Source organism: Mesorhizobium sp. L2C066B000 (assembly GCF_000502335.1).
GTDB lineage: Bacteria > Pseudomonadota > Alphaproteobacteria > Rhizobiales > Rhizobiaceae > Mesorhizobium.
In genome coordinates, this window is record NZ_AYWZ01000001.1 from 1,774,813 (window position 1) to 1,790,608 (window position 15,796).

General features: G+C 62.8%; 15 protein-coding genes and 1 pseudogene. 11 read left to right on the plus strand and 5 right to left on the minus strand.

What is annotated here, in order from left to right:
- Positions 1–4: 4 nt before the first annotated feature.
- The 4 genes and pseudogenes from mfd to X733_RS157780 all read left to right on the plus strand — a co-directional run bounded on the left by mfd (position 5) and on the right by X733_RS157780 (position 5,918).
- The gene (gene mfd / locus X733_RS157795) at positions 5–3,502 is read left to right on the plus strand and encodes a transcription-repair coupling factor (RefSeq protein ID WP_023818157.1); all 3,498 of its coding nucleotides are present in this window, start codon (positions 5–7) and stop codon (positions 3,500–3,502) included.
- A gap of 166 nt (positions 3,503–3,668) precedes the next feature.
- A pseudogene (locus X733_RS157790) lies at positions 3,669–3,971 on the plus strand (Mpo1-like protein); the annotation flags it as partial.
- A 2-nt stretch (positions 3,972–3,973) separates the two neighbouring features.
- The gene (locus X733_RS157785; RefSeq protein ID WP_023818159.1) at positions 3,974–4,408 is read left to right on the plus strand and encodes a DUF3995 domain-containing protein; all 435 of its coding nucleotides are present in this window, start codon (positions 3,974–3,976) and stop codon (positions 4,406–4,408) included.
- 136 nt (positions 4,409–4,544) lie between these two features.
- Complete coding sequence (locus X733_RS157780; protein WP_023818160.1) at positions 4,545–5,918, plus strand: 3-deoxy-7-phosphoheptulonate synthase class II; 1,374 nt, start codon at positions 4,545–4,547, stop codon at positions 5,916–5,918.
- A 58-nt stretch (positions 5,919–5,976) separates the two neighbouring features.
- Here the strand turns inward: X733_RS157780 and X733_RS157775 are convergent, their stop codons facing one another.
- The 3 genes from X733_RS157775 to X733_RS157765 form a co-directional block, all read right to left on the minus strand.
- Complete coding sequence (locus tag X733_RS157775; protein WP_023818161.1) at positions 5,977–6,747, minus strand: RES family NAD+ phosphorylase; 771 nt, start codon at positions 6,745–6,747, stop codon at positions 5,977–5,979.
- Positions 6,707–7,105, minus strand: a complete 399-nt coding sequence (locus tag X733_RS157770; protein ID WP_023818162.1) for an MbcA/ParS/Xre antitoxin family protein — start codon at positions 7,103–7,105, stop codon at positions 6,707–6,709. Before X733_RS157770 ends, X733_RS157775 begins: the two co-directional genes overlap by 41 nt.
- A gap of 105 nt (positions 7,106–7,210) precedes the next feature.
- Complete coding sequence (locus tag X733_RS157765; protein WP_023681555.1) at positions 7,211–8,281, minus strand: GGDEF domain-containing protein; 1,071 nt, start codon at positions 8,279–8,281, stop codon at positions 7,211–7,213.
- Between the two features lie 338 nt (positions 8,282–8,619).
- Here X733_RS157765 and X733_RS157760 point away from each other — a divergent pair, with 338 nt between their 5' ends.
- The 3 genes from X733_RS157760 (at position 8,620) to X733_RS157750 (ending at position 10,105) form a co-directional block, all read left to right on the plus strand.
- On the plus strand, positions 8,620–9,039 hold the full coding sequence (locus X733_RS157760) for a GFA family protein (protein WP_023667555.1): 420 nt from the start codon (positions 8,620–8,622) through the stop codon (positions 9,037–9,039).
- 75 nt (positions 9,040–9,114) lie between these two features.
- Positions 9,115–9,474, plus strand: coding sequence for a diacylglycerol kinase (locus X733_RS157755; RefSeq protein ID WP_023818163.1), 360 nt, complete (start codon positions 9,115–9,117; stop codon positions 9,472–9,474).
- 43 nt (positions 9,475–9,517) lie between these two features.
- Positions 9,518–10,105 carry a hemerythrin domain-containing protein gene (locus X733_RS157750; protein ID WP_023708466.1) on the plus strand — a complete coding sequence of 196 codons (588 nt, stop codon included), beginning with the start codon at positions 9,518–9,520 and terminating at the stop codon, positions 10,103–10,105.
- A 3-nt stretch (positions 10,106–10,108) separates the two neighbouring features.
- Here X733_RS157750 and X733_RS157745 read toward each other — a convergent pair whose 3' ends face one another.
- Positions 10,109–10,717, minus strand: coding sequence for a DedA family protein (locus tag X733_RS157745; RefSeq protein ID WP_023704560.1), 609 nt, complete (start codon positions 10,715–10,717; stop codon positions 10,109–10,111).
- Positions 10,714–11,277 (minus strand): DUF1003 domain-containing protein, encoded by a 564-nt coding sequence (locus tag X733_RS157740; protein ID WP_023667551.1) that lies wholly within the window; start codon positions 11,275–11,277, stop codon positions 10,714–10,716. The genes X733_RS157745 and X733_RS157740 overlap by 4 nt, the downstream gene beginning before the upstream one ends.
- Positions 11,278–11,368: 91 nt before the next feature.
- Here X733_RS157740 and X733_RS157735 point away from each other — a divergent pair, with 91 nt between their 5' ends.
- The 4 genes from X733_RS157735 (at position 11,369) to X733_RS157720 (ending at position 15,745) form a co-directional block, all read left to right on the plus strand.
- Positions 11,369–12,085 (plus strand): DNA-3-methyladenine glycosylase I, encoded by a 717-nt coding sequence (locus X733_RS157735; RefSeq protein WP_023818164.1) that lies wholly within the window; start codon positions 11,369–11,371, stop codon positions 12,083–12,085.
- A 62-nt stretch (positions 12,086–12,147) separates the two neighbouring features.
- Positions 12,148–13,863 carry an NAD+ synthase gene (locus X733_RS157730; RefSeq protein ID WP_023701172.1) on the plus strand — a complete coding sequence of 572 codons (1,716 nt, stop codon included), beginning with the start codon at positions 12,148–12,150 and terminating at the stop codon, positions 13,861–13,863.
- 33 nt (positions 13,864–13,896) lie between these two features.
- Entirely contained in the window at positions 13,897–14,781 is an 885-nt protein-coding gene (locus X733_RS157725; RefSeq protein ID WP_023701171.1) for an SPFH domain-containing protein, read from the plus strand.
- 13 nt (positions 14,782–14,794) lie between these two features.
- A complete protein-coding gene (locus tag X733_RS157720; protein WP_196813700.1) occupies positions 14,795–15,745 on the plus strand; it encodes an NAD(+)/NADH kinase in 951 nt (316 codons plus the stop codon).
- Positions 15,746–15,796: the final 51 nt, after the last annotated feature.

Here is a 15,796-nt window from a genome sequence, read left to right on the forward strand (position 1 = left end):
AACCATGAGCCTCATTCCCAAAATCGGTCTGCCGAAAGGCCGCGCCGGCCAGTTCATCGTCGACGGCGTTGCCGATGGCTACGAAGCCTTTGCGCTGGTGCAGGCGATCCATGAGATTGCGCCTGACAAACCGGTGCTGTTCGTGGCGCGCGACGGCCAGCGCCTGCCGTCGATCATCGAGGCGCTGACCTTTGCCGCCCCCGGCCTGCCGGTGCTGGAGTTGCCGGCCTGGGATTGCCTGCCCTATGACCGCGTTTCGCCAGGCTCCGATGCCGCCGCCAAGCGGCTCGATGCGCTGACGGCGATGATCGCGCTGGCAAAAAAGCCGCATCGCGCCGTCATCCTGACCACTGCCAATGCGCTGCTGCAGCGCATTCCGCCGGCCGATCTGGTCGAAGCGCAGACTTTCCACGCAAAGCCCGGCAACCAGATCGACATGAACGCGCTGGTGTCGCGGCTGGAGATTTCCGGCTTCGAGCGGGTGCCGACGGTGCGCGGTATCGGCGAATTCGCCGTGCGCGGCGGCATCCTCGACCTCTACGCACCCGGCTGGACGGAAGCACTGCGGCTCGATTTCTTCGGCGACACGCTGGAATCGATCCGCGTCTTCGACGCCGCCACGCAGCGCACCACCGGCCAGCGCAAGTCGATGGCGCTGCAGGCGATGAGTGAAGTGGCGCTGACCCCCGAAACCATCAGCCGCTTCCGCCGCTCCTATATCGAAGCCTTTGGCGCGCCGCAGCGCGACGACGCCCTTTATGCGGCGGTGAGCGAAGGGCGGCGCTTTGCCGGCATGGAGCACTGGCTGCCGCTGTTCTACGAGCGGCTGGAGACAGTGTTTGATTATCTGCCGGATGCGCCTGTCATCTTCGACCATCTGGCGCACGAAGCGCTGGCTGAGCGTCACACGCTGATCCTCGACCACTACGAAGCGCGCCGCAAACAGGCCGACGCCGCGTTGAAGGACGCCGTGCCCTACAAGCCGGTGGCGCCGGACCTGCTCTATCTCTCACCGGAAAACCTCGTGGCGTCCCTCGGACCCCGCGAAGCCATCGACTTCACCGCCTTCGACGCGCCCGATGTCGGGGCCAAGAAGGTCTTCCATGGCGGCTCGCGCCATGGCCGCAGCTTTGCCGAGGAACGGGCTGACCCAAACATCAACGTCTTCGATGTCGTCGTAAAACACATCGCTGACGAGCGCGCGGCGCGCCGCCGGGTCATCGTCGCCGGCTGGACCGAAGGCTCGCTCGACCGGTTGGGCCAGATCCTGGCCGAGCACCATCTCGGCAATCTCGTGCCGGTGGCGACGCTGGCCGAGGCGGAAAAGCTCGAGCCGGGGCAGGCGGCACTCGCCGTGCTGCCGCTGGAATCCGGCTTCGAGACCGAACAGCTGGTCGTCGTCGCCGAGCAGGACATTCTGGGCGACCGGCTGATCCGCCGCTCGAAGCGCAAGAAGCGCCCGTCGGATTTCATCGCCGAGGCCTCGTCGCTGTCGGCCGGCGACATCGTCGTCCACGCCGATCACGGCATTGGCCGCTTCATCGGCCTGCGCACCATCGAGGCGGTCGGCGCGCCGCATGACTGCCTGGAAATCCACTATGCCGGCGACGACCGGCTGTTCCTGCCGGTGGAAAACATCGAGCTTCTGTCGCGCTACGGCTCTGACACAGCCGAGGCGACGCTGGACAAGCTCGGCGGCGGCGCCTGGCAGTCGCGCAAGGCGCGGCTGAAGAAGCGCCTGCTCGACATGGCCGGACAGTTGATCCGCATTGCCGCCGAGCGCCAGATGCGTACCGCGCCGCCCATGGTGCCGGCGGAAGGGCTTTACGGCGAATTCTCGGCGCGCTTTCCCTATGAGGAGACCGACGACCAGCAGGGCGCGATCGATGCCGTCGTGGACGATCTCGGCGCCGGCAAGCCGATGGACCGGCTGATCTGCGGCGATGTCGGCTTCGGCAAGACCGAAGTGGCGTTGCGCGCCGCCTTCATCGCGGCGATGGAAGGGTTCCAGGTCGCGGTCGTGGTGCCGACGACGCTGTTGTCGCGCCAGCATTTCAAGACTTTTTCGCAGCGCTTCTCCGGCCTGCCGGTCCGCGTCGGCCAGGCCTCGCGGCTGGTCGGCGCCAAGGAACTGGCGGAAACCAAGAAAGCCATCGCCGAGGGGCAGGTCGACATCGTCATCGGCACCCATGCACTGCTCGGGTCGGCGATCTCGTTCAAGAATCTCGGCCTGCTGATCATCGACGAGGAGCAGCATTTTGGCGTCAAGCACAAGGAACGGCTGAAGGACCTCAAGACCGACGTCCATGTGCTGACGCTGTCGGCGACGCCGATCCCGCGCACGCTGCAGCTTGCCTTGACCGGCGTTCGCGAACTGTCGCTGATCGCCACGCCGCCGGTCGACCGCATGGCGGTGCGCACCTTCATCTCGCCTTTCGACCCGCTGGTCATCCGCGAGACGCTGCTGCGCGAACGCTACCGCGGCGGCCATTCCTTCTATGTCGTTCCGCGCATCAGCGATCTCGCCGAAATCCATGATTTCCTGCGCGAATCCGTCCCCGAGCTGAAGGTGGCGGTGGCCCATGGCCAGATGCCGCCGGGCGAACTCGACGACATCATGAACGCCTTCTATGACGGCCAGTACGACGTGCTGTTGTCGACCACCATCGTCGAATCCGGGCTCGACATTCCGACCGCCAACACGCTGATCATCCATCGCGCCGATATGTTCGGCCTGTCGCAGCTCTACCAGCTGCGCGGCCGCGTCGGCCGTTCCAAGGTGCGGGCATATGCGTTGTTCACGCTGCCGGCCAATCGCAAGCTCACCGACACCGCCGAGCGCCGGCTGAAGGTGCTGCAGTCGCTGGATACGCTCGGCGCCGGCTTCCAACTGGCCAGCCACGACCTCGATATCAGGGGCGCCGGCAATCTTCTCGGCGAAGAGCAATCCGGCCATATTAAGGAGGTCGGCTTCGAACTCTACCAGCAGATGCTGGAGGAGGCGGTGGCCGAGGTGAAGGATTCCGGCGAGGTTCAGGATGGCGGCTGGTCGCCGCAGATCGCCGTCGGCACGGCTGTCATGATCCCGGAGAGCTATGTGCCGGACCTGCAGCTCAGGCTGGCGCTCTACCGCCGCCTCGGCGACCTCGAAAACACCGAGGAAATCGACGCTTTCGGCGCCGAACTGATCGACCGCTTCGGCCCGCTGCCGGAAGAGGTGAAGCATCTCTTGAAGATTGTCTTCATCAAGGCGCTATGCCGCAGGGCCAATGTCGAAAAGCTGGATGCCGGCCCCAAGGGCGTCGTCATCCACTTCCGCAAGCGCGAGTTCTCCAACCCGGTCGGGCTGGTCAAATACATCGGCGAGCAGGGTTCGCTGGCCAAGATCAGGACCGACCACAGCGTGGTCTTCATCCGCGACTGGCCAACGGCGGAGAAGCGCCTGGCGGGCTCGGCCGTCGTCATGACGCAACTGGCGCGGCTGGTGGAGAAGGCCGCCTAGTTGTGGGACTTCGCTTAGCAAAGATCGCTTCTGGGTCTGCGACGATTGGAGCCATTGAAGTATTTTGGCCTAAGGGATCAGTTTGACCCAAGGGATCAGATGGATCCTGCAACTCATCGCTGAACGGGGAAATCCATGAACCCGCAGACCTTCCGATGAATACTGGCTCGGTTATCTTGCCGGCCATTCAAAACCTTCGACCCGGTTTATCCACTATATCGGCCTGTTTTTCGCGCCGCTCGCCGGGATTGCGGCATCTTTCATGGTCGTCTGGTGGGCTTTCCTGGTCATCATTCCGTTCTTCTATATCGCGGCTTTTCTCACTCACCCTTTCCTCGAGCATAACAGCAACAAGCCGTTCGCGGATCGGCCGTTATGGAGCGCCATCGCCTTGCTGCGCATGCTTGCTCTCGATCTGACGGGTGGGCTCGGTCGCCAGCTCCGGCGATTGAACGAAGTCGCCCGATAGGCATGACGATAGCGGTCGTCGCTCTCTGTTCGACCATTCTGCTGCTCGGGGCCGGCTTTCATCTCTATTGGGGTCTCGGTCGGGGTGTTGGCGCCGGCGTCGCGCTGCCACAGCGCGAGGATGGCACTCCCGCCATCAAGGAGACGGCCTTTGGGGCGATGGCGGTTGGGTTGATCCTGGTGCTGGTGCTGCTGCTGGTTCTCGGCTTCATCGGCGCGGTCCGCCTGCCGCTGGCGCAACCTTTGCTGAAGGCCGGCATCATCTTGTGGGCGATCGTCTTCAGCGCGCGGGCGTTGAGCTGGTCCCGGTATTTCGGGCTGTTCAAGCGGGTCAGGACCACGCGTTTTGCCAGCTACGATAGCTGGTTCTACAGCCCGTCATGTCTGCTGCTGGGGCTGGGCCTTTTCTATCTCGCTTTGTCACAGACGGCAGAGTGAACTGCCAGCCACCCATTCGCCAGCGCTTGAATTCCGGTCTAGAATAGGAAATCGGCTTCGTGTATGGAGCCGCCATCCCCATATGGGGCGGGAATGGCGGGCAAAAGCCTGCTGGAAAGAGCGTTTGGGTGCAGCGATGACGAAATGGTCGCCGAATTCTTGGAGAGCGAAGCCGATCAAGCAGGTTCCTGCCTATCCGGACCTTGCCGCCCTGAAGAGCACGGAAGCCCAGCTCGCCACCTTTCCGCCGCTGGTTTTTGCCGGTGAGGCGCGCAAGCTGAAGAAGCAGCTTGCGGCTGTGGCTGCCGGTGATGCATTCCTTCTCCAGGGTGGCGATTGCGCCGAGAGTTTCGCCGAACATGGCGCGGACAACATCCGCGACTTCTTCCGCGTCTTCCTGCAGATGTCGGTGGTGCTGACCTTCGCCGGCGCGCAGCCGGTGGTGAAGGTCGGCCGTGTCGCCGGCCAGTTCGCCAAGCCGCGCTCCTCCGACAATGAGACCAAGGGCGAGGTGACGCTGCCGAGCTATCGCGGCGACATCATCAACGGCATCGAGTTCGACCCCAAGTCGCGTATTCCCGACCCGGCCCGCCAGGAAATGGCCTACCGCCAGTCGGCGGCGACGCTCAACCTGTTGCGCGCCTTCGCCCAAGGCGGCTACGCCAGCCTGGAGAATGTGCATCGCTGGATGCTGGGCTTCGTCTCCGACAGCCCGCAGGGCGAGAAGTATGGCAAGCTCGCCAACCGCATCACCGAGACGATGGACTTCATGAAGGCCGTCGGCATCACCTCCGAGACCAATTACGCGCTGCGCGAGACCGACTTCTACACCAGCCACGAAGCGCTGCTGCTTGGCTATGAAGAAGCACTGACCCGCGTCGATTCGACGTCGGGCGACTGGTATGCAACCTCCGGCCACATGATCTGGATCGGCGACCGAACCCGCCAGCCCGACCATGCCCATGTCGAATATTGCCGCGGCATCAAGAACCCGCTCGGCCTCAAATGCGGCCCGTCGCTGACGCCGGATGGCTTGCTGGAACTGATCGACCTGCTCAATCCGGAGAACGAGCCGGGCCGGCTGACGCTGATCGCACGCTTCGGCTCCGACAAGGTCGCCGACCATCTGCCGAAGCTGGTGCGCGCGGTGCAGAAGGAAGGCCGTAGCGTGGTATGGTCGTCCGATCCGATGCACGGCAACACCATCGAGGCAGCCGGCTACAAGACGCGGCCGTTCGACCGCATCCTCAAGGAAGTGCAGACCTTCTTCGAGGTGCATCGCGCTGAGGGCACGCACCCCGGCGGCATCCATGTCGAGATGACCGGCAAGAACGTCACCGAATGCACCGGCGGCGCCCGCGCCATCACCGCCGAGGAGCTGCAGGACCGCTACCACACCCATTGCGATCCGCGCCTCAATGCCGATCAGGCCATCGAACTGGCATTCCTGGTGTCCGACCTCTTGAAGAAGAGCCATCCGGTGCAGCACAAGCAGGCGGTGAACGGCTGAACCCGTTTTCAGATTGAAGTGGAAAGCGCCGGAGAAATCCGGCGCTTTTTCGTTTAGATCAACGCCCGCGTTCCCAGCGCAGGCCGTTAAGCCGGGGATCGTTGGCAAAGGCGGCTCTGGAAAACTCGAGGCGCCTTTCCGGAAACTCGCAGATCGCCTGGACACCGAACGAGCCCAGCCGGATGCGCCATGTGTGCGGCTCCAGCGGCTTGGCCTTGGTAAAGCCGCGACATGCCAGCAGCGCTATGTTGGCGCCCTTCGGGTCGCGCGCCGAACGGTAGCGGATCGCCTCCAACCCAGCCTCACGCGCGACATCGGCAATCGCCTGGCTGGCGGCGTAGTCGGTCGGATGCGTCCACTCAGCCTGATCGCGGTCGAGTGGCGGCCGCGTCAGGTCGATGGCTTTGTCGGTGCGGATCGCGGCGGCGAAGGCGGTGTATTCGGCGGCGTCGTGCGGCCATGGCGTGTCGGGCGAATCGGCGAAGAACAACAGGCGGTAGAAGGCCATTTCGGCGACCGCCGTCATGATCGTCTCCGCGGCATAGTAGACACCCAGGGTGCGGCCAGCGCGGCGGAAGCGCGAGCCGTAGGGATAGATCGAGCCGTAGCGGAAGGGCGTCGCCAGGAGATAGTGGAGATGCCGGCATTCCATGGGGATTTGCGGCTTGGTCTCCTCGATCAGATCCTCGAGCAGCGCCTGTTCGTCCAGCGTGTCGACGATCTTCAGCGTCGAGACGCGGTGCTGCGCCTCGACCATGCGCCAGTATTTGCCGTCGAGCCGGACGGCTTCAGACGAGAGCGCGTCGGGAGTCCAGATAGGCAATGACATCGACAAGCCCGGTAATGGTGAGGATCTTTTCAAGCGGGCTGCCATCGAACGCGGTATTGGCGTTCTTCAGCCATGCCCGGGCTATCGTCTCGTCACCGCCGACAATGGCGTCGAGCGAACGGAACAGCCGCACGAACAGCACCGCGAGTTCGAACGGCTTGGTGCCGCGCTCCAGCAGGAATTCCTGCCTGCGCATGCGTGAAACCGTGGCTTCCGAGACGCCGATGATCGACGCAAGCACCTTGGCGGTTATATCCAAGAGTTCGGCGGCGCGCAGCGTGGCCTTGGTCAGAACCGCGTTTTCGGCCGCCTTCGCGGTCAGATCAGGGGCGGCAGCATTGGGTTGTGTAACAGACATGGCCTCTCTCTTTCCATGGAAAATATAGTCCACGAAAATTCATATGGAAAGAGGCGGGATCCGATAAATTTGCCCGTGCCCGGGAATTGGCTGCACGCCGAAGCGTCAGTCTTTCTTGTATAGCAGCCAGTTCTTGCCGGTGCGGCCGGCCATTGTCGAGTGCCGGGTGACGCGGTTGCGCCCGCCAACCTTGGAGCGGTAGAGCGCCCGGTCCGCCTTGGTGTAGAGATCCTCCGGGCTTTCCGCTTCGGAAGCCATGCAGATGCCCATGGAAACGGTCACCGTGCCGTAATTGGCGCCGGTCTGGCTGCTGGTGAACGGCGTCTGTTCGATCAGCACGCGGATGCGTTCGGCGATCTCGTAAGTGGTATCCTCGCTGGCGCCCTCGACGATCAGCGCGAATTCCTCCCCGCCGGTGCGGGCAACGAACATGTCTTCACGGATGCTGGTCTGGAAGATTTCAGCGACGATCTGGATGATCTTGTCGCCGACCGGGTGGCCGTAGCGATCGTTGACACCCTTGAAATGGTCGATGTCGGCAAGGATCAGGGCGTTGAACAGGATCCCCTTGTTGGAGGTGTAAATCGCCGTGATTTGCTTGTCGAAGGCGCGGCGGTTCCAGATATGGGTCAAGGGGTCGGTGTCGGCGAGCCGCTTGTACTCCTCAAGCTTCGACTTGACGCTCTCCAGTTCCGCCGTCTTGTCGCTCAGCGTGGTTGCAACCTGCTTGCCGTGGTCGAGGGTCGAGTTGGTGGCCGCCGCCATGGCGCTGGCGACCTTCTGCAGCAGATCCTGCGAAAGCAGGCTGCGGTTGGCGAGGCCACTCGATGTCTCATCGAGGATCTTGCCGTATTTCTCGATATGGCTACGTTCGCTGCGCAGCAGCAAGGCGATGTCCTCGAGTTCCCTGGCCAGCACGTCGCGCGCCTGCTCGACAATGCCGGGACCGTGATGCTGGGCAAAGAAAGCGCGGCCGATGCGGTCGAGATCGTCCTGCGTCGGCTGGTTGCCGAGCGCGACGACGGCCAGGCCGAGTTCGCGATTGGTGCCTTTCAGTGCTTCGTAGAAGATTTCGTAATTGCGCGGCAGGCCAAGCACGCCGAGCTGACGCATGGTCGCCACAACGGCTGTTGCAATGTCGCTGTTTCGGTCGGTCTGGACGGCTGCCGGCTGCATGTTCTGTTCACTCTGCCTCTGGGAACCATCGCAGACCGTGCGAGATGCCGCCGACCGGAGAGTGCCAGCCGTATTTCGGATCATCCTGCGAAAGACACGTCCCCAATCGCGACATTCGCTTGGCAACGACCATAGATGCGCCGGCGCTAAAGTTTCCTTAATGTGCCGCCAGGTAACGCGTCCGTTCTACCGCAGGCTGCAGAAATGGTTTGCAAAGATCCTGAGGTCAGGTCCGAACACGCCCACCCCATGTCGCATTTGCCGGTGCCCGGCTGCGGCAAAACTGAAATCCTCTCGGCCAGCGGCGAAGCCGTGGACGATGGCTGGTGGAGGTAGGGATGAGCAACAACCACAGCGGATCTTGCCTGTGTGGAGCCGTGCGTTTCCAGACGCGAGGGCCGTTGCGCGGCGTCATTTATTGCCACTGTTCGCAGTGCCGCAAGCAGAGCGGGCATTTTTACGCCGCGACCAACGTCGCCGACGGCGACATCACGATAACCGGCGCCGACAACATCAGCTGGTACGAATCGTCTTCCTTTGCCAAGCGCGGCTTTTGCAAGATCTGCGGCTCGGTGCTGTTCTGGAAGCCGGGTCAGGATGCCTATGTCTCAGTTCTGGCCGGATCGTTCGACAACCCGACCGGGCTCGAAGGCCAATGCCACATCTTTGTCGGCGACAAGGGCGACTACTATACGATCGACGATGGACTGCCGCAGTTCGAGAAGTCGACGCCGACGATCAAGGTTGCGGAGGAGTGATTTTGCGGCGGCTGCCTTATTCCCTTGATCCAGCCATTGCGATATCCCCTGCCGGTGATTCGAAGGGGATGCGGCATGCAGCGGCTGATCGGTGCTTACTTCAATTCTGTGCGAGCCTTTCGCAAGCTCGCCGCCAGCGAAAGGGCATTTCAGCAGGAACTGATGCTGCTGGTGCTGGCGCTGCCGCTCGGCTGGTTCGTCTCGGTCTCGTGGCGCGGCTACGCGCTGTTGATCGGCGCGGTGCTGCTGCTCATCATGGTCGAAGTGCTCAACACCGGCATCGAGGCAGCCTGCGATGCCTTCAGTCGCGAGTTCAACATCGACATCCAGCTCGCCAAGGACTGCGGCTCGCTGGCGGTGCTGATTTCGGTTATTATCGTCGCCGGCGTCTGGGGAATCGCCCTCATCGAGCGCATCACGGGACTACCGATCTGATCTGAACGCTCCCATATGTTAGTCACCAAAGGAGACTGACGTCGTGGAAGCCAATTTTCTGCTGCTTGAAAGAGCCGGCCTGCCGGAAGACCTGCGCTGGCTGGCGGAAAAATATCCGCGCGAGACATGGCGGGGCCACGCCAACATCCACGGCATGGCAAACATGTGGCTGCAGCGGCACGACATGTTCCGAGAGCTGGGCGGCATGCTCACCAACGGCATTGGCGACTATCGCGAAGGCAGGCTGACGGCGCCGGATTTCGCGCGCTGGTTCGCGCCGCGGCTGAACCACTTTCTCGGCAATCTCGACGGCCACCACAATGTCGAGGACTACCAATATTTCCCGGCTTTCGCCAAGGCGGAGCCGCGCCTGAAGCGCGGCTTCGAAATCCTCGATGCCGACCATCACACCATTCATGAGGGGCTGGAGCGCAACGCCGAGACGGCGAACGCCTTCATCCGCACGCTCGAGGAGAGCGAGGACAGGCAGCGCTTCGCCGCCGACGCCTATGCGGACGAGAACAGCCGGCTGATTGCCATGCTGAAGCGGCATCTGGCCGACGAGGAAGATCTCATCATCCCGCTGATCCTCGATCGCGGCGACCGGGCTCTGGTCGAGGACGACGACTGAACCTTACGATGTGGTTTCGCTGTCGCGGGCGTCCTTGGCGCGCTCCTTGCCGGCGACGGTGCGGGCGATGAGCCAGGCAAGGATGGCGACACCCAGACCTATGGCAAGCGCGATCAGCAGCCGTTCGTGATGGAGCAGTGCCTTGCCTATCATCTGCTCGGCGCCGAGGCCGAAGACGTAGCCGATGCCGCAGAACAAAGCCGCCCAGACCAGCGACGACACCGCGTTGAGGATAACGAAACGCGCTACCGAAATGCTGGCGAAACCGGCCGCGATGCCGCCGACCAGGCGCAGGCCATAGATGTAGCGGTTGGACAGGACGAATATGTTGGGATGGGACGAGACGAGACGGTAGGCGTGGTTGAAGCCGGGCCTCGCCTTCAGTTTCAGCACCCTGGGATGGTCGGCAAAGCTGCGGCCGAGAACGAAGAAAAACGTGTCGCCGACGAAGGCGCCAATGGCGGCCGTGAGGAAAGCCTTCCAGAGGATGAAGACATGCTGATGGGCGAAGAAGCCGCCGAGGATGGCCGCACTTTCGCCTTCGGCGACACAGCCCATGAAAACCGCGATCAACCCATATTGCTCGATGAGGTGATGGACGATCCCGGTCATTGAGAGGTTTGCCGGCCCGACAGTTTTTCGTCTATGCGGTTCACCTGTTCGGCCAGGCGCGCGATGTCCTCGCGCACGCCGATGATCTGGCTGTGGCGCAGTTCGTCCAGCTTTTCATGCAGAGCCATGATCTCGATCTCGGCCTTGAGGTTGACCTCATAGTCATGCGCGGCGTCGATGCGGTCGCGCGCGGCCTGTCGGTTCTGCGACATCATGATCACCGGCGCCTGCAAGGCGGCGATCATCGACAGCACCAGGTTGAGGAAGATGAAGGGGTAGGGGTCGAACGAGTCTCGCCCGAGCAGCCACCAATTGGCGCCGATCCACAGCACCAGGAAAGCAATGAATGACAGGATGAACGTCCACGAGCCGCCGATGCGGGCAATGGCATCGGCGATCCGGTCGCCGGCGCCCTGAAGGCCGGTGAGGCTGTCGTTGATATCCTGCGAGATGGGCTTGCGGTCGACAGTGCTCTGCAACACCCGCCGCTCGAGCTCGCTGAGGGTTTCAGGCGTTCGCCTCAACCAGCGGTTGGCAAGTTCTGGCACGGTCTTGTGCATGGATGTCTCCATAGGAAAAGCGTCGGCTTGGCAGCCTTGTTTGCATATAGGAAGATGGCGTTTCGTCAAAAGCGCGGCGCGAGGATGCAGGATGCCCGATTTCGCGAAGATTCGCGCCCGTGCTGCAAAACGCAAAGGCGGCGACGCGGTGCTGACCTCGCTGCTCGGGCCGGCGCCTGACAATGCTGCGATTGCCGAAATTACGGACGATCGTATCCTGTCGACGATGGCCGAGCGGGTGTTTGCCGCCGGCTTCGTCTGGCGCGTCATCGAACAGAAATGGCCGGGCTTCGAGGAAGCCTTTCTCCATTTCGAGCCGAAACGGCTGTTGTTTCAACCTGATGACTTCTGGCACGACCTGACGGCTGATCAACGCATTGTGCGCAACCCGCAGAAGATCAAATCCGTCCGCGACAACGCCGCCTTCGTTGAGCGTGTGTCGAAGGAACATGGCGGTTTCGGCAAATTCCTCGCGGAGTGGCCTGACGACGACCAGGTCGGGCTGATGGCGTATCTCGGCAAGCATGGCAGCCGGCTTGGCGGCAACACCGGCCAGTATTTCCTGCGCTGGCTGCAATGGGACGCCTTCGTCATCTCGGCCGATATGGTCGCGGCTTTGCGTGACGCCGGCCTCGACATCGCCGAAAGTCCGACGTCGAAGAGGGATCTCGACAGGATTCAGGCGCAGATCAACAAATGGGCGCAGGAAACCGGCCTGCCGCGCCGGCACATTTCGCGCATTCTGGCGATGTCGATCGGAGAGAACCATTCGCCGCAATCGCTGCGCGAATATATGGGCGACGACTGATCACCGAATTGGTCCAAACGAACGCCATTGCTCGGGCAAATTTGCCGCGCTAAACCGCACAGATGACCCAGAAGACCGCACCCGATATTCTGCGCATCGCCGTTGCCCAGCTCAACCCGACGGTCGGCGATGTCGCCGGCAATCTTGCCAAGGCGCGCGAGGCGAGGGCGGATGCCGCCCGCCAGGGCGCCGACATCGTGCTCTACACCGAGCTTTTCCTTGCCGGTTATCCGCCGGAGGATCTGGTGCTGAAGCCGGCCTTCCTCAAGGTTTGCGAGAAGGCCGCTCAGGATTTCGCCGCGGATACCTCCGATGGCGGGCCGGGCGTCATCATCGGCACGCCGCTGAAGCGCAAGAGCGGCACCCACAATTCGATCATCGTCGCCGATGGCGGCAAGATCCTCGCCGAGCGCTACAAGCTCGATTTGCCAAACTATGGCGAGTTCGACGAGAAGCGCGTCTTCCAGGCCGGGCCCGAGGCTCAGGGACCCGTCAATTTCCGCGGTGTGCGCATCGGAATTCCGATCTGCGAGGACATCTGGGGCGACGTTGGCATCTGTGAAACCCTGGCCGAGAGCGGCGCGGAAATCCTGCTGGTGCCGAACGGCTCGCCCTACTACCGCGCCAAGATGGACGTGCGCCATCAGGTCGTTATCCGCCAGGTCATCGAGACCGGTTTGCCGATGATCTATGCCAATCAGATTGGCGGCCAGGATGAGCTGATCTTCGACGGCGCCTCTTTTGCCATCGGCGCCGACAAGACGCTCGCCTTCCAGATGAGCCAGTTCGAGGAAACTGTCGATGTCACCACCTGGAAGCGCAACCGCGTCGCCGCAGGCGCGCAAGATGCAGAAAACTCTGACGGCTGGGTCTGCTCGGAAGGGCCGATGTCGAAAATCCCCGAGCGCGAGGAGGCGGACTACCGCGCCTGCATGCTCGGCCTGCGCGACTACGTCAACAAGAACGGCTTCAAGAACGTCGTGCTGGGTCTCTCCGGCGGCATCGATTCGGCGATCTGCGCCGCATTGGCCGTCGATGCGCTCGGCGAGGAGCGGCTGCGGGCGGTGATGATGCCCTACCGCTATACCTCGGAGGATTCGCTGAAGGATGCCGAGGATTGCGCCCGTGCGCTTGGCTGCCGCTATGACATCGTGCCGATCTTCGAACCGGTCGAGGGTTTTCTGCATACGCTGACGCAGCTTTTCGAGGGCACCAAGGAAGGCATTACCGAGGAAAATTTGCAGAGCCGCGCGCGCGGCACGATCCTGATGGCGATCTCCAACAAGTTCGGCTCGATGGTCGTCACCACGGGCAACAAGAGCGAGATGTCGGTGGGCTACGCCACGCTTTATGGCGACATGAATGGCGGCTTCAACCCGATAAAAGACCTCTACAAGATGCAGGTCTATGCGCTGTCGCGCTGGCGCAACAGCCATGTGCCGCCGGGCGCGCTCGGTCCCTCAGGCGAGGTGATCCCCAGGAATATCATCGACAAGGCGCCGTCGGCGGAATTGCGCGAGAACCAGACCGACCAGGATTCGCTGCCGCCCTATCCGGTGCTGGACGACATTCTGGAATGCCTGGTCGAGAACGAAATGGGCGTCGACGACATCGTCGCGCGCGGCCACGACCGGGCGACGGTGACGCGCGTCGAACATTTGCTCTACATTGCCGAGTACAAACGCCGACAAGCGGCGCCGGGTGTGAAGATCACCCGGAAGAATTTTGGCCGCGACCGCCGCTATCCCATCACCAACCGTTTCAGGGATCGCGGCTAAACATCTGATTGAATTGGTAAACCTTGGGGGCGCATGTTTATCAGCTATTTCAAGGGAACGCCTGAGTATCACATCCTGCGCTTCAAGAACGGCAAGATCAGGGAGCAGGGGCGCGGCATCTCCTTCTGGTACGGCACGTTCGGCACCACGATAGCGATGGTGCCGGTGACGTCGCTCGATAACCCCTTCATCTTCACCGAGACGACGGCGAATTTTCAGGATCTGGCAATCCAGGGGTCGGTCAGCTACCGCATCATCGATCCACTCAAGGCAGCCGAAGGTTTTGATTTCAGCGCCAAGCTCAGCCGTGCCGACGTCGTCGGCGACGGCCGGGAGAAGATCGCCGAGCGCCTGGTGCTTGCGATACAGAGCCGCGCCCGCGCGGTGGTTTCGAGCATGACGCTGGAACAGGCGCTGGCCGAGGTGACCAAGCTCGGTGGCAATCTCGCCGAACTCCTGCGCAACGATCCGATTGCCGCGACCGCCGGCCTGTCGATCGAGGAGGTTCACATCACCTCGGTCCAGCCGACGCCGGAGATCCGCAAGGCGCTCCAGACCGAATATCGCGAGGCGCTGCAGCGCCAGGCCGATGCCGCGATCTATGGGCGCCGTGCCTGGGGCGTGGAGAAGGAGCGCGAGATCAAGCAGAGCGAGCTGGCGACCGAAATCGAGCTTGCCGAACGCAACAAGCTGCTGGTCGATACGGAGGCGCGCAACAAGCTGACGCTTGCCGAGGCGCAAGCCAAGGCCCAACAGCTGGAACTGACCGTCTATTCGTCGGCGCCGGCGCACGTGCTGACGGCGATGGCTTTCAAGGCCTGGGCGGAAAAGGGCGGTTCGGTCGGCAATCTGTCGATCACGCCTGATATGCTCACCAGCGCGCTCAGCCAGCTTTCCACTCCGAAAGCCGGGTCCTGAAAGGCAAGCTCGGGTGGCAAGCGACCAGAGCGGCAGGCCGATCGACCGGGTGATCGTCGTCACCCGCAAGACCGAGCTGGAGGAGCTGACGACGCGCTTCAACACGCAGGGACAGGCGCGCTTTTATCTCCGGCAGGCCGGCATGAATTTCGACCCGGTCAAGGCGGCGCATGACGTCTATCACCAGGCGCTCGACCGGGTGATGGGTTCGCTTCCCCAAGGCCTCAAACAGTTGCGGCTCGACCGAGAACTGGTACCGCAGTTCGAATTCGGGTCCGACGTGGTGATCGCGCTCGGTCAGGACGGGCTGGTGTCCAACACCGCGAAGTACCTCCCGTACCAGCCGCTGATCGGCATCAACCCGAACCCGGCGCTTTTCGACGGCGTGCTGCTGCCGTGGAATGCCGACGATACCGAAAAGGTCCTCCGCCTGACGATAGCCGGCAAGGCGAAGCGCCAGGCGGTGGTGATGGCCGAAGCGCGCTCCAATGACGGACGCCGGCTGATCGCCTTCAACGATCTGTTCGTCGGCGCCTCGACGCATGTCTCGGCGCGCTACGAATTGACCTATGGCGGCAGGACCGAGCGCCAGTCGTCGAGCGGCATTATCATCTCCACGGGCGCCGGCTCCACCGGCTGGCTGCGCTCCGTGATGGCGGGCGCCGCGGGACTGGCCGCGGCCTATGGTGACAACTCCGTGCCGACCGTGCCGCCGCAAGGCTACGATCGCGAAGGCGAACAGCTGTTCTTTTCGGTGCGCGAACCGTTTCCGAGCAACACGACCGGCGTGTCGCTTGTGCATGGCGTCATCACCCGCGACCGGCCGCTGGTGGTTTCTTCGCGGCAGAGCAGGGGCGGCGTCATCTTCAGCGACGGGATGGAGCTCGATTTCGTCGAGTTCAATTCCGGCACCGACGTGACCATCGCGATCGCCGACCAGAAGGCCTATCTCGTGGTGCCATAAGCGCGCCACGTGGGCAGCCAAATCACCGGCCGGACTGAATTCGGCCGCCCT

Excerpts from the sequence above, each read along its gene's own strand:
- X733_RS157765 (WP_023681555.1), bottom strand. The coding sequence starts at position 8,281 with ATGCAGCCGGCAGCCGTCCAGACCGACCGAAACAGCGACATTGCAACA.
- X733_RS157730 (WP_023701172.1), top strand. The coding sequence starts at position 12,148 with ATGACCCAGAAGACCGCACCCGATATTCTGCGCATCGCCGTTGCCCAG.
- mfd (WP_023818157.1), top strand. The coding sequence starts at position 5 with ATGAGCCTCATTCCCAAAATCGGTCTGCCGAAAGGCCGCGCCGGCCAG.
- X733_RS157780 (WP_023818160.1), top strand. The coding sequence starts at position 4,545 with ATGACGAAATGGTCGCCGAATTCTTGGAGAGCGAAGCCGATCAAGCAG.
- X733_RS157735 (WP_023818164.1), top strand. The coding sequence starts at position 11,369 with ATGCCCGATTTCGCGAAGATTCGCGCCCGTGCTGCAAAACGCAAAGGC.
- X733_RS157770 (WP_023818162.1), bottom strand. The coding sequence starts at position 7,105 with ATGTCTGTTACACAACCCAATGCTGCCGCCCCTGATCTGACCGCGAAG.
- X733_RS157755 (WP_023818163.1), top strand. The coding sequence starts at position 9,115 with ATGCAGCGGCTGATCGGTGCTTACTTCAATTCTGTGCGAGCCTTTCGC.
- X733_RS157725 (WP_023701171.1), top strand. The coding sequence starts at position 13,897 with ATGTTTATCAGCTATTTCAAGGGAACGCCTGAGTATCACATCCTGCGC.
- X733_RS157740 (WP_023667551.1), bottom strand. The coding sequence starts at position 11,277 with ATGCACAAGACCGTGCCAGAACTTGCCAACCGCTGGTTGAGGCGAACG.
- X733_RS157785 (WP_023818159.1), top strand. The coding sequence starts at position 3,974 with ATGACGATAGCGGTCGTCGCTCTCTGTTCGACCATTCTGCTGCTCGGG.
- X733_RS157775 (WP_023818161.1), bottom strand. The coding sequence starts at position 6,747 with ATGTCATTGCCTATCTGGACTCCCGACGCGCTCTCGTCTGAAGCCGTC.
- X733_RS157745 (WP_023704560.1), bottom strand. The coding sequence starts at position 10,717 with ATGACCGGGATCGTCCATCACCTCATCGAGCAATATGGGTTGATCGCG.
- X733_RS157760 (WP_023667555.1), top strand. The coding sequence starts at position 8,620 with ATGAGCAACAACCACAGCGGATCTTGCCTGTGTGGAGCCGTGCGTTTC.